Raw genomic sequence first — 12,273 nt, 5'->3', positions numbered from 1 at the left:
AATATCGCTGAAGGTCTTATCGCAGCCTGCGGCAGCGACTACAGGACTCTCAGAGCGGCAGATGCCGGCTCAACAGCGCCCGCAACGCCGCCGGCTTCACCGGCTTGGCCAGGTAGTCCAGCCCCGCGGCGTGTACCTCGGCGACCATCTCGGGGCGCCCGTCGGCGCTGATCACCACGCCAGGTACCGGATCCCCCAACTGGGTGCGCAGCCAGGCCATGACCTCGGTGCCGGTTTCGCCGTCGTCCAAGTGATAGTCCACCAGCGCCAGTTGCGGGCGCACGCCATCACTGAGCAGCGCGGCGCATTCTTCCCGGTTGCGCGCGGTCCAGACCTGGCAGCCCCAGCGGCTGAGCAGGCTGTTCATGCCGATCAGGATGCTGTCTTCATTGTCGACGCACAGCACCTGGGCGCCGGACAGCAGATGACCGTTGAGTTCGGCCACCTGTCTCGGTGCGCTGACGGCTGCCTTGGCCAGCGGCACGCTGACGCTGAAGACGCTGCCCTTGCCCGGCCAGGAGCGGACTTGCAAGCCGTGGCCGAGGACGCGGCACAAGCCATCGGCGATCGCCAGTCCGAGGCCCAGGCCTTTTTCGGCGCGGGTCTGGTGGCTGTCGAGGCGCTTGAACTCTTCGAAGATCACCTGCTGCTTGTCCAGCGGAATCCCCGGCCCGCGATCCCAGACCTCCAGGCACAGTTGGTTGCCGCGGCGGCGCACGCCCAAGAGCACAGGCCCCTTGGCGTAACGGAAGGCATTGGTCAGGAAGTTCTGCAGGACCCGGCGCAGAAGCTTGATGTCGCTGTCGACCCTGAGACGGCTGCCGCGCAGGCGGAACTTCAAGCCTTGCTCCTGGGCCAGGACCTTGAATTCGGCCCCCAGGGTATCGAACAGCTCGTTGAGCACGAACGGCTTGCGCTCCGGATTGATCTTGCCGTTTTCCAGGCGGGAGATATCCAGCAGGTCGCTGATCAGGTCTTCGGCGGAGCGCAGGGAGCTGTCCAGGTGCTGGACCAATTGCTGCGCTTCGGCGGACAGGCCGTCGTTCTGGTGGGAGAGGGCGGCGGAGAACAGCCGGGCTGCGTTCAGCGGTTGCATCAGGTCGTGACTGACCGCCGCCAGGAAACGCGTCTTGGACTGGTTGGCGGCCTCGGCGGTGCCCTTGGCTTCGGTCAGCGCAGCGTTCAACTGCGAAAGCTCCTGAGTCCGTTCGGCAACCCGTTGTTCCAGGCCTTCGTTGGCTTCGGTGAGGGCCTGTTCGGCTTCGCGGAACGGGGTGATGTCGGTGAAGCTCATGACAAAGCCGCCGCCCGGCATCGGGTTGCCGATCAACTCGATCACCCGGCCATTGGGGAACAGCCGCTCGGAAGTGTGGGCGCGGCCCTGGCGCATCCAGTGCAGGCGGCGGGCGACATGCACTTCCGCCTCGCCCGGCCCGCACAGGCCGCGCTCGGCGTTGTGGCGGATGATGTCGGCGATCGGCCGGCCGACGCTGATCAGCCCGTCCGGGTAGTTGAACAGCTCCAGGTACCGGCGGTTCCAGGCCACCAGCCTGAGGGACTGGTCGACCACGCTGATGCCCTGGCTGATGTTCTCGATCGCGCCTTGCAGCAGGGCGCGGTTGAATTGCAGCACTTCCGAGGCTTCGTCGGCGATGCGCACCACGTCTTCGAGCTGCATCTCCCGCCCTTCGATGGCGGCCTTGACCACTGCGCGGGTGGACGAGGCGCCGAGGACACCGGCCAGCAGGCGTTCGGTGTGGGCGATCCATTCGCCGTCGGCATTCTGGTTGGGGTTGAAACCTTTGCCCTGGCGGTAGGCAAAGCGGATGAAGCTCTGGCGGGCCCGTTCTTCCCCGACAAAACGCGCGGCGAGCTTGAGCAGGTCGTCGATCTGCACCGACAGCATCGAGCGGGAGCTGGGGCGGCCGCTGATTTCCTGGCCGATGAAACGCCCGGCCTGCCAGTGTTCCGAAACCCGGGTGCGTGACAGTACCGAGACCCAGGCGAACAGGGTGAAGTTACCGGCCAGCGACAGCACCACGCCCTGGGTCAAGGGCGTGATCGGCAGGTTCAGCGGGTTGCCGTGCAGCCAGGCCAGGCCCGGGAAGCTGCTCAGCGACCAGCCCAGGCTGTGGGCGGCGATCGGCAGGATCAGGGTGTAGAACCACAGGAAGGTGCCGGCCGCTAATCCGGCGAACACGCCGCGGCGGTTGGCCTGCTTCCAGTACAGCGCGCCGAGCATGGCCGGGGCCAGTTGGGTCACGGCGGCGAAGGCGATCTGGCCGATGGTCGCCAGGCTCGCGGTGGAGCCCAGCAGACGGTAGCTGACATAGGCCAGCAGCAGGATGACCACGATGCTGACCCGGCGCACCGAGAGCATCCAGTGGCGGAACACTTCGAAGGGTCGCTCGGCGCTCTGCCGGCGCAGCAACCAGGGCAGCAGCATATCGTTGGAGACCATGGTCGACAGCGCCACGCTGGCGACGATCACCATGCCGGTGGCGGCCGATGCGCCACCGATGAAGGCCAGCACCGCCAGGGCCGGATGGGCCTGGGCCAGGGGCAGGCTGATGACGAAGGAATCCGGCAGGACCGAGCTGGGCAGCAGCATCTGCCCGGCCAGGGCGATCGGCACCACGAACAGCGCGGCCAGGGCCAGGTAGGCGGGAAACACCCACTTGGCCAGGCGCAGGTCCTGGGGCTCGATGTTCTCCACCACGGTGACGTGGAACTGCCGCGGCAGGCAGATGATCGCCATCATGGCGACGCCGGTCTGCACCACCATCGACGGCCAGTTGATGGTTTCCTGCCAGTACTGCTCCAGGCGCGGGGCGAGCATGGCCTGGCTGAACAGGTCGTCGAAACCGTCGTACAGGCCATAGGTGACAAAGGCGCCGACCGCGAGAAAGGCCAGCAGCTTGACCAGGGATTCGAAGGCAATCGCCAGCACCATGCCGCGGTGGTGCTCGGTGGCGTCGAGGTTGCGGGTACCGAAGACAATGGTGAACAGCGCCAGGATCAACGACACGATCAGCGCCGTGTCCTGGGCGCGGGTGCCCATGGTGTCGGCGCCGGCGCCGATCAGCAGGTCCACGCCAAGCACGATGCCCTTGAGCTGCAGGGCGATGTAGGGCAGCACGCCAACCAGGCAGATCAGCGCCACCACCACCGCCAGCGACTGGGATTTGCCGTAGCGCGCGGCAATGAAGTCGGCGATGGAGGTGATGTTTTCCTGCTTGCTGATCATCACCATCTTTTGCAGGACCCAGGGCGCGAGCACCAGCAGCAGGATCGGCCCCAGGTAGATCGGCAAGAACGACCAGAGTTGCTCGGCGGCCTGGCCGACGGCGCCGAAGAAGGTCCAGCTGGTGCAATACACCGCCAGCGACAGGCTGTACACCCAGGCACGCACCCGCGGCGGCAAGGGCGCGCTGCGACGGTCACCGTAAAAGGCGATGGCGAACATGATGGCCATATAGGCCAGGGCGACAATGGCGATCAGCCCGCTGGACAACGACATGGAAACTCCGAACATAAAGGCGCGCCGGGCGCTTCAGCCCGGTCAGACAGTCTCGCACGATGTTCGGGGTTCGTCAGTGTCGACCAAGGTATTGGCGCGGCCAGGTGTCGCAGGGGGGAAGTGCGAGCAATCTCGCTTCTGCAAAGGGTGACGAACCCGGCAGGAGCGAGCTTGCCCGCGCTGGCGGTCTCAAGGCCGCAGCGCGATGTCGATCAGTTCATGCAACTCCTGCACGTCAAGCGGTTCCGCGGCGAACAGGATGCGGAACACCGTCGGCGCCACCGTCATGTTCAGTAGTCGATCGAGGCTGGGCAGAGCTGCTTCGCTGTGCCGGTGGCGATCGAGGATGATCTGCAATTGCCCGCTGAGAATGCTCACGCAATAGCCGGGCGTGGCGCTGCATTGCACATCGCGCATCATGTTGCGCCCGGGCTCGGAACTCATTTCGTCGAGGTACTGTTCGGCCCAGGCCAACAGGTCGCCGCGCAGGCTGCCGGTGGCGGCCGGTTCGCTGTCCGGGCGCATGCGCGCCAGGGCGACATCCGCCAGCAGCGTCGACAGGTCGCCCCAGCGGCGGTAGATGGTCGAGGGCGTCACGCCGGCGCGGGCGGCGATTTGCGGCACGGTCAGGGTCGAGCGCTCCTGTTCTTCGAGGAGTTCCCTGACTGCCGAGTGGATGGATTCCTGTACCCGGGCACTGCGCCCGCCCGGGCGTAAACCTTCTTTAATAGCCATGGATCGAACCTTAACACAAAGAATTTGCTTTAAGAGCGAGGCGGTAGCACACTCCGCAAAAGCAAAAAATTAGCTTTAATGGAGCGTGCCCATGTCCAGTCCTGTCGACTCTTCACTGTCAAATCGTTCCAGACTGCTGTTTCTGGCGATCACCTTACTCAGTTTTCTCGCCGCTTCCAGCGTGCCGACACCGATGTACCACCTGTATCAGGAGGTGCTGCAATTCTCCTCGGCGACCCTGACCCTGATCTTCGGCGTCTACGCCTTGAGCCTGTTGGCGGCGCTGCTGACCGTGGGTTCGCTTTCGGATTATCTGGGACGCAAGCCGGTGATCTTCGTGGCGCTGCTGCTGGACATACTGGCGATGCTGCTATTTATCCAGGCCGACAGCGTAGCCTGGCTGATTGCTGCCCGGGTGATGCAGGGATTCGCCACCGGCATGGCCACCAGCGTGCTGGGGGCGGCGCTGCTGGATACCGACCGGCAGCAGGGGCCGCTGGTCAACAGCGTGGCGCCCTTGCTGGGCATGGCGTGCGGGGCGATGGGCAGCGGTTTGCTGGTGGAATACGCACCGTTGCCGCTGCAACTGGCCTACTGGTTGCTGCTGGTGCTGTTTGTCGCCCAGGCGCTGTACGTCTGGCGCCTGCCGGAGACAGTCAGTGCCCAGCCCGGTGTCTGGGCCTCCCTGCGGCCGACCCTGCATGTACCGCCTCAGGCGCGGCGGGCGCTGTGGCTGGCGTTACCGGTGGACGTGGCGGTGTGGGCCGTGGGCGGGTTCTTTCTGTCGTTGGCGCCATCGCTGGTGCGTACCGCGACGGGCTCGACCTCGAACCTGATCGGTGGCGGCCTGGTGGCGGTGCTGACCCTGAGCGGTGCCCTGATGATTGTTTCCCTGCGCCATCGTCCGGCGGACAAGGTGCTGCGGCTGGGCGCGAGCCTGCTGGCCGTCGGCATCGGCCTGATCCTGATTGCCGTGCACACCGCCAGCCTGCCGCTGTTCTTCCTCGGCACCCTGGTCACTGGCGGTGGTTTTGGCTCCGGGTTCCTCGGCGCCCTGCGCAGTGTGATGCCCCTGGCCTTGCCCCATGAGCGGGCGGGGTTGATGTCGGCATTTTATGTCCTGAGTTATCTGGCGTTCTGCCTGCCGTCCCTGCTGGCGGGAAACCTGACCCGCAGTTTTGGCCTGATCGCGACCACCGATGGTTATGGCGCGGTATTGATCCTGCTGTCCCTGGCCGCCTTGCTGGGGCTGCTGCGCCAGCGCACCGCCAAGGCCTGCGTCGTGCCAGAAGGTTGAGCGCGTTGGTGGCTGATCCGCCGGCTTGGGTTAGCCTGCGCATCTGGCGCGTGCGAGGTGCATGCATCAGCCTTGGGAGCGACGGGCATTCATGAAGATCATTCGCAGTAAAACCTTCACTGGGGAGCGGGCCTGGGCGGCGCTGGATATTGCCAACATGAACGGCATCACCACGCGCCTGCATTGGACCGACCAGCCTTATAAGTGGCACATCAACGACGGGCAGGAAGTGTTTGTCGTGCTCGATGGCCAGGTGCGCATGCACTATCGGGAAAACGGCCTGGAGCACTCGGTGCTGCTGGAGGTGGGCGATATCTTCTACGCCGATGTCGGTACCGAGCATGTGGCTCATCCACAAGGTGCAGCGCGGGTATTGGTGGTGGAAACCGCGGGCAGTGTCTGACTCGTATATTTGTAAAATAGATAACAGATAGAGAAATTACCCGTTATATAGATATTCGATCCGGTTCTATCATGGGCTCCACCTCATCGGAGGACAGGAGATCGCACCATGACATGCCCCAACACCCTCAGAACCGGACGGCCCTTGAGCCAGCTGCAGCATCCTCGCGAAGCCATCCGCCAATTCACCCCCAACTGGTTCGCCGCGACCATGGGCACCGGCGTACTGGCCCTGGCGCTGGCCCAGTTGCCGCTGCGGATCCCGGGCCTGCACCTGCTGGCCGAGGGGCTGTGGCTGTTCACCATCGTACTGTTCGTGCTGTTCAGCGCGGCCTATGCGGCACGCTGGATAATGTTCTTCGACGAAGCCCGGCGGATTTTCGGGCACTCCACGGTCTCGATGTTCTTCGGCACCATTCCCATGGGCCTGGCCACCATCATCAACGGTTTCCTGCTGTTCGGCGTGCCACGCTGGGGCGACGGTGTGGTGCAACTGGCCGAGCTGCTGTGGTGGCTGGACGTAGCGCTGTCGCTGGCTTGCGGGGTGCTGATTCCCTACATGATGTTCACCCGCCAGGAGCACCGTATCGACCAGATGACCGCGGTCTGGCTGTTGCCGGTGGTCGCGGCCGAAGTCGCCGCCGCCAGCGGCGGGCTGCTGGCGCCGCACCTGCTGGACGCGCATTCGCAACTGGTGATGCTGGTGACCAGCTATGTGCTCTGGGCCTTCTCGCTGCCGGTGGCGTTCAGCATCCTGACCATTCTCCTGCTGCGCATGGCCCTGCATAAGTTGCCGCACGAAAGCATGGCCGCCTCGAGCTGGCTGGCCCTGGGGCCGATCGGCACGGGGGCCCTGGGCATGTTGCTGCTGGGCGCGGACGCTCCGGCGATCTTTGCTGCCAACGGCATGGCCGGAATGGGCGAAATCGCCGAGGGCCTGGGGCTGGTGGCCGGTATCACCCTGTGGGGGTTCGGCCTGTGGTGGATGCTGACGGCGCTGCTGATCACCTTGCGTTACCTGCGCGACGGCATTCCGTTCAACCTCGGCTGGTGGGGGTTCACCTTCCCGCTGGGGGTCTATGCCCTGACCACCCTGAAACTGGCCGCTACCCTGAACCTGACGTTTTTTGCGGTGTTCGGCAGCCTGTTGGTCCTGGCGCTGGCACTGATGTGGCTGCTGGTGGGCAAGCGCACGCTGCAGGGCGCTTATCGGGGTGAGCTGTTCGTTTCGCCTTGCATCGCAGGATTAGCGAAATAATCCGCGAACTTTAGGTAAGGTTGTGGCCTGGATCGAAGATCGATAATCCAATAACAGCATCCAAGCCACTCAGGGACATGGAAGATGAGTCACCCCTCACAGTTCACCTTGCTTCGTACGCGGCGTTTCCTGCCGTTCTTCATTACCCAATCCCTCGGTGCGTTCAACGACAACATCTTCAAGCAGTCGCTGATCCTCGCCATTCTCTACAAGCTGGCCATCGAGGGCGACCGCTCGATCTGGGTCAACCTCTGCGCCTTGCTGTTTATCCTGCCGTTCTTCCTGTTCTCGGCGCTGGCCGGGCAATTCGGCGAGAAGTTCGCCAAGGACGCGTTGATCCGCCTGATCAAGCTCGGAGAGATCGTGATCATGGCAGTGGGGGCGGTGGGTTTTGTCTTCGATCACCTGTCGCTGATGCTGCTGGCATTGTTCGCCATGGGCACCCACTCGGCGCTGTTCGGTCCGGTGAAATATTCGATCCTGCCCCAGGCGCTGCGGGAGGAAGAATTGGTCGGCGGCAACGGCCTGGTGGAAATGGGCACCTTCCTGGCGATTCTCGCCGGGACCATTGGCGCGGGGATCATGATGTCCTCCGCCCATTACGCCCCCATCGTCTCGACGGCGATCATTGCAGTCGCCGTACTCGGTTATCTCGCCAGCCGGGGCATTCCCCGGGCCGCGGCGGCCACTCCGGACCTGCGCCTGGACTGGAACATCTTCAGCCAGTCCTGGGCCACCCTGCGCCTGGGCCTGGGGCAGACTGCGGCGGTGTCGCGCTCGATCGTCGGCAACTCGTGGTTCTGGTTTGTCGGGGCGATCTACCTGACGCAGATTCCGGCCTACGCCAAGGAGTGGATGCACGGGGACGAAACGGTGGTCACGCTGATCCTCACCGTGTTCTCGGTGGGGATCGCTGTCGGTTCCATGCTGTGCGAGAAGCTCTCGGGTCGTAAGGTCGAGATCGGCCTGGTGCCCTTTGGCTCGTTCGGCCTGACGGTGTTCGGCCTGCTGCTGTGGTGGCATTCCGGCGGGATTCCGGTCAGCGAGGCGGGTTACGGCTGGATCGAAGTGCTCGGTTATAGCCACGCCTGGTGGGTGCTGATCGATATTCTCGGCCTGGGCATCTTCGGCGGTTTCTACATCGTGCCGCTGTACGCCCTGATTCAGTCGCGGACCCCGGAGCACGAGCGGGCGCGGGTGATTGCCGCGAACAACATTCTCAACGCGCTGTTCATGGTGGTGTCGGCGATCGTCTCGATCGTCTTGCTGAGCCTGGCCAAGCTGTCGATCCCGCAGTTGTTCCTGGTGGTGTCGCTGCTGAACATCGCGGTCAACGCCTATATCTTCAAGATCGTCCCCGAGTTCAGCATGCGTTTCATGATCTGGCTGCTCAGCCATTCCATGTACCGGGTCGAGCATCGCAACCTGGAGGCGATCCCGGACGAAGGCGCGGCGTTGCTGGTGTGCAATCACGTGTCCTTCGTCGATGCCTTGCTGATCGGCGGCGCGGTGCGGCGGCCGATTCGTTTCGTGATGTATTACAAGATCTACAACCTGCCGGTGCTCAACTTCATCTTCCGTACCGCCGGGACCATTCCGATTGCCGGGCGCAACGAGGACATCCAGATCTACGAAAGGGCGTTCACCCAAATTGCCCGTTACCTCAAGGATGGCGAGCTGGTGTGCATCTTCCCGGAAGGCAAGCTGACCGCCGATGGCGAGATCAATGAGTTCAAGGGTGGGCTGACGCGGATTCTCGAAGAGACACCGGTGCCGGTGATTCCGCTGGCGTTGCGGGGGCTGTGGGGCAGCTTTTTCAGCCGTGATCCTAGCAAGGGGCTGTTCCGCCGCCTGTGGTCGCGAGTGACCCTGGTGGCGGGTTCGGCCGTGACAGCCGACAGTGCCGAACCGGCCCGTTTGCAAACCCTGGTGGGCGAGCTGCGCGGTAACGTGCGCTAGGTTTCCAGCGCCTATAAAAACGCCCACAGAGTGGTGGGCGTTTTTGTTGGGGCGCTTGCTGGTATCAGGCCGTGCTGACCTTCAAGCCGATCAGCCCGGTAATGATCAGCGCCACGCTGGCCAGGCGGAACAGCGCCATGGACTCACCGAACAGAATGATCCCGGCGATCACCGTGCCGACTGCGCCGACCCCGGTCCAGATGGCATAGGCGGTGCCCAGCGGCAGCTCCTTCATGGCCAGCCCCAGCAGGCCGAGGCTGACCGCCATGGCGGCGATGGTCAGGGCAGTGGGGAGAGGGCGACTGAAACCGTCGGTGTACTTGAGGCCGACGGCCCAGCCCACTTCGAACAGGCCGGCGAAAAACAGAATGATCCAGGACATGATGACCTCCATCGATTGACGGGGTCGTCCCCAGATTAATGACTCGATCGAGCCGCGGGGTCGTCCCCGCGTTGCGCAGTATAGTGCCCATCATTAATCCGGGGATCAAGTTTCTCCTCAGTCGCTCGCCTGCTGGGCGGCCAGTGTGCGGTCGTCCTTTTCGCTCATGCGGCGGAACCAGGTGGAAAGCAGCGCTCCGGAAATGTTGTGCCAGACGCTGAACAGGGCGCTCGGCACCGCCGCCAGCGGCGAAAAATGCGCGCTGGCCAGGGCGGCGCCAAGGCCGGAGTTCTGCATGCCGACTTCCAGGGCCAGGGATTTGCGTTGCGCCAACGGCAGCTTGAACAGGCGGCCGGTGAAGTAGCCCAGCAGGTAACCGAAGCTGTTATGCAGCATCACTACGGCCATGATCAGCAGGCCGGACTCGGCGATTTTCGCCTGGCTGGCGGCCACCACCGCGGTGACGATGATCACGATGCTGACCACCGACACCAGCGGCAATACTTCCACCGCATGCCGCACCCGGTCGCCGAGCACGCGCTGGGCAATCACCCCGAGCACGATCGGCAGCAGCACCACCTGCAGGATCGACCAGAACAGCTCCATGAACGAAACCGGCAGCCAGGCCGAGGCCAGCAGCCAGATCAGGGCCGGCGTCAGCAGCGGCGCCAGCAGGGTGGTGACAGCGGCGATCGCCACTGACAGCGCCAGGTCGCCGCGGGCCAGCCAAGTCATGACGTTGGACGAAGTACCGCTCGGGCAGCAGCCGACCAGGATCACGCCGACGGCGATCTCCGGCGGCAGGTGGAAGACCTGGCACAGCAACCAGGCCATGCCCGGCATGATCACGAAATGCGCGACCACGCCCAGGGCCACGCGCCATGGATGGCGGGCGACTTCGGCGAAGTCTTCGAGCTTCAGGGTCAGGCCCATGCCGAACATCACCAGGCCCAGCAGCGGCACGATGGCGCCCTTGAGGCCGATGAACCAGCCCGGCTGCAAGAACGCCACCACCGCGAAAATCAGTACCCAGTAGGCAAAGGTATTGCCGACAAAACGACTTAATGCTGCCAGTGCACGCATGGCCTGTTCCTTCTTATATGAAAACGCCACCGAAAGCGGTGGCGTCTGTGAGGCTCCTGCAGGAGTCAGCGGCGGATCGGGCAATGCCGGTCGCCAGCCCGCTGGCTGCTGAAAGGGGTTGTCAGATGCCTTGTGGAATCTCTTCGCCACCCAGGGCTTCGAACAGCGCCGGGAGGAAATCGCCGAAGGTCAGCATCATCAGGGTGAAGCTGGCGTCCAGTTGGCCGAGGGCTTCGTCGCCGCCGTCCTGTTCCGCCTGGTCCTGCAGCAGGTCTTCGAACTTCAGGCGCTTGACCGTCATCTTGTCGTCGAGCATGAAGGACAGCTTGTCCTGCCAGGCCAGGGACAATTGGGTGACCACCTTGCCAGTGCTCAGGTGCAGCTGGATTTCTTCGCTGGTCAGGTCCTGGCGCTTGCAACGGACGATGCCGCCGTCTTCGTGGGTGTCGCGCAGTTCGCACTCATCGAGGACGAAGAAGTCGTCGGCGGCTTGTTGGGTTTTCACCCAGTCGGTCATGATCGCAGTCGGCGCGGTCTTCACGGTCAGCGGGCGCACTGGCAGGGTGCCGAGCACTTCGCGCAGGGTGGAGAGCAGGTCTTCGGCGCGTTTCGGGCTGGCCGAGTTGACCAGGATCAGGCCCTGCTTCGGCGCGATGGCGGCGAAAGTCGAGGAGCGACGGATAAAGGCGCGTGGCAGGAAGGCCTGGATGATTTCATCCTTGATCTGGTCGCGTTCCTTTTTATAGACCTTGCGCATTTGCTCGGCTTCGATCTCTTCGACCTTTTCCTTGACCGCGTCGCGCACCACGCTGCCAGGCAGAATACGTTCTTCCTTGCGCGCGGCGACCAGCAGGAAGTCCTGGCTGACGTGTACCAGCGGTGCATCTTCGCCTTTGCCGAACGGCGCGACGAAACCGTAAGTGGTCAACTCCTGGCTTGCACATGGACGCGCCAGTTTGGTGGCCAGTGCGGTTTCCAGCGCCTCAGCATCAAAGGGCAGATCTTGGGTCAGGCGATAGATAAGCAGGTTCTTGAACCACATGGGGTGAATCTCTCCTTTATACAAAGGGGGGCATTATTCTCCGCGCAGCTCCATAGGCCAACCCTCCGCTAAGCCTTTGGAAGGCCTGAAAAAATTATTTTAAAAAGTGCTTGCCAGAGTAGGGGACGCTCCGTAGAATGCGCGCCACACCGAACGTGAAGGGTGATTAGCTCAGCCGGGAGAGCATCTGCCTTACAAGCAGAGGGTCGGCGGTTCGATCCCGTCATCACCCACCATTCGCTTTCAGTGTTACGCGCAGCGGTAGTTCAGTCGGTTAGAATACCGGCCTGTCACGCCGGGGGTCGCGGGTTCGAGTCCCGTCCGCTGCGCCATATTCGATGATCTGGAACACTGAACGCCAGGTCATCACAGAAAGCCCGCTAACGCGGGCTTTTTTGTGCCTGTGTTTCATGCGCGGCGTCCGATACATTGAAATTCAGCTTTTTTTGATAATTTTGTTATTTAAATCAGCACGTTATGAATTTCTGTGTAATAATGCGCCCCGCAACGAAGGTAAAGGGTGATTAGCTCAGCTGGGAGAGCATCTGCCTTACAAGCAGAGGGTCGGCGGTTCGATCCCGTCATCACCCACCAC

General features: G+C 63.2%; 9 protein-coding genes and 3 tRNA genes. 7 read left to right on the top strand and 5 right to left on the bottom strand.

Annotated features, from left to right (window positions below):
• Positions 1-49 precede the first annotated feature (49 nt).
• Together PVZ80_RS29035 and PVZ80_RS29030 are read right to left on the bottom strand one after the other, a co-directional pair.
• Positions 50-3,520 (bottom strand): hybrid sensor histidine kinase/response regulator, encoded by a 3,471-nt coding sequence (locus tag PVZ80_RS29035; RefSeq protein WP_009050245.1) that lies wholly within the window; start codon positions 3,518-3,520, stop codon positions 50-52.
• A 189-nt stretch (positions 3,521-3,709) separates the two neighbouring features.
• Positions 3,710-4,255 (bottom strand): TetR/AcrR family transcriptional regulator, encoded by a 546-nt coding sequence (locus tag PVZ80_RS29030; protein ID WP_016704413.1) that lies wholly within the window; start codon positions 4,253-4,255, stop codon positions 3,710-3,712.
• A 91-nt stretch (positions 4,256-4,346) separates the two neighbouring features.
• On the opposite strand from PVZ80_RS29030, the gene PVZ80_RS29025 reads away from it, so the two are divergent.
• From PVZ80_RS29025 to PVZ80_RS29010, 4 genes are all read left to right on the top strand, one after another.
• The gene (locus tag PVZ80_RS29025) at positions 4,347-5,552 is read left to right on the top strand and encodes an MFS transporter (protein ID WP_038576911.1); all 1,206 of its coding nucleotides are present in this window, start codon (positions 4,347-4,349) and stop codon (positions 5,550-5,552) included.
• Positions 5,553-5,643: 91 nt separating this feature from the next.
• A complete protein-coding gene (locus tag PVZ80_RS29020; protein WP_198919241.1) occupies positions 5,644-5,955 on the top strand; it encodes a cupin domain-containing protein in 312 nt (103 codons plus the stop codon).
• A 108-nt stretch (positions 5,956-6,063) separates the two neighbouring features.
• Positions 6,064-7,212, top strand: a complete 1,149-nt coding sequence (locus PVZ80_RS29015; protein ID WP_038634245.1) for a TDT family transporter — start codon at positions 6,064-6,066, stop codon at positions 7,210-7,212.
• Between the two features lie 84 nt (positions 7,213-7,296).
• Positions 7,297-9,171, top strand: coding sequence for an MFS transporter (locus tag PVZ80_RS29010; protein WP_009050240.1), 1,875 nt, complete (start codon positions 7,297-7,299; stop codon positions 9,169-9,171).
• Positions 9,172-9,235: 64 nt separating this feature from the next.
• Here PVZ80_RS29010 and sugE read toward each other — a convergent pair whose 3' ends face one another.
• From sugE to rdgC, 3 genes are all read right to left on the bottom strand, one after another.
• On the bottom strand, positions 9,236-9,553 hold the full coding sequence (gene sugE / locus PVZ80_RS29005; protein ID WP_009050239.1) for a quaternary ammonium compound efflux SMR transporter SugE: 318 nt from the start codon (positions 9,551-9,553) through the stop codon (positions 9,236-9,238).
• Positions 9,554-9,670: 117 nt separating this feature from the next.
• Positions 9,671-10,636 (bottom strand): bile acid:sodium symporter family protein, encoded by a 966-nt coding sequence (locus tag PVZ80_RS29000; RefSeq protein WP_009050238.1) that lies wholly within the window; start codon positions 10,634-10,636, stop codon positions 9,671-9,673.
• A 121-nt stretch (positions 10,637-10,757) separates the two neighbouring features.
• Positions 10,758-11,678 carry a recombination-associated protein RdgC gene (gene rdgC / locus PVZ80_RS28995; protein WP_009045083.1) on the bottom strand — a complete coding sequence of 307 codons (921 nt, stop codon included), beginning with the start codon at positions 11,676-11,678 and terminating at the stop codon, positions 10,758-10,760.
• 160 nt (positions 11,679-11,838) lie between these two features.
• On the opposite strand from rdgC, the gene PVZ80_RS28990 reads away from it, so the two are divergent.
• The 3 genes from PVZ80_RS28990 (at position 11,839) to PVZ80_RS28980 (ending at position 12,272) form a co-directional block, all read left to right on the top strand.
• Positions 11,839-11,914 (top strand) — tRNA-Val (locus PVZ80_RS28990).
• A 19-nt stretch (positions 11,915-11,933) separates the two neighbouring features.
• Positions 11,934-12,010, top strand: a tRNA-Asp gene (locus PVZ80_RS28985).
• Positions 12,011-12,196: 186 nt separating this feature from the next.
• Positions 12,197-12,272: transfer RNA gene (locus tag PVZ80_RS28980), tRNA-Val, on the top strand.
• Position 12,273 lies beyond the last annotated feature (1 nt).

Origin of the sequence: Pseudomonas sp. B3G-3 (genome assembly GCF_028640915.1) — a bacterium.
Taxonomy (GTDB): domain Bacteria; phylum Pseudomonadota; class Gammaproteobacteria; order Pseudomonadales; family Pseudomonadaceae; genus Aquipseudomonas; species Aquipseudomonas chlororaphis_I.
Note: the sequence above shows the minus strand (reverse complement) of the source record. Positions and strands in the feature narration are given on the sequence as shown.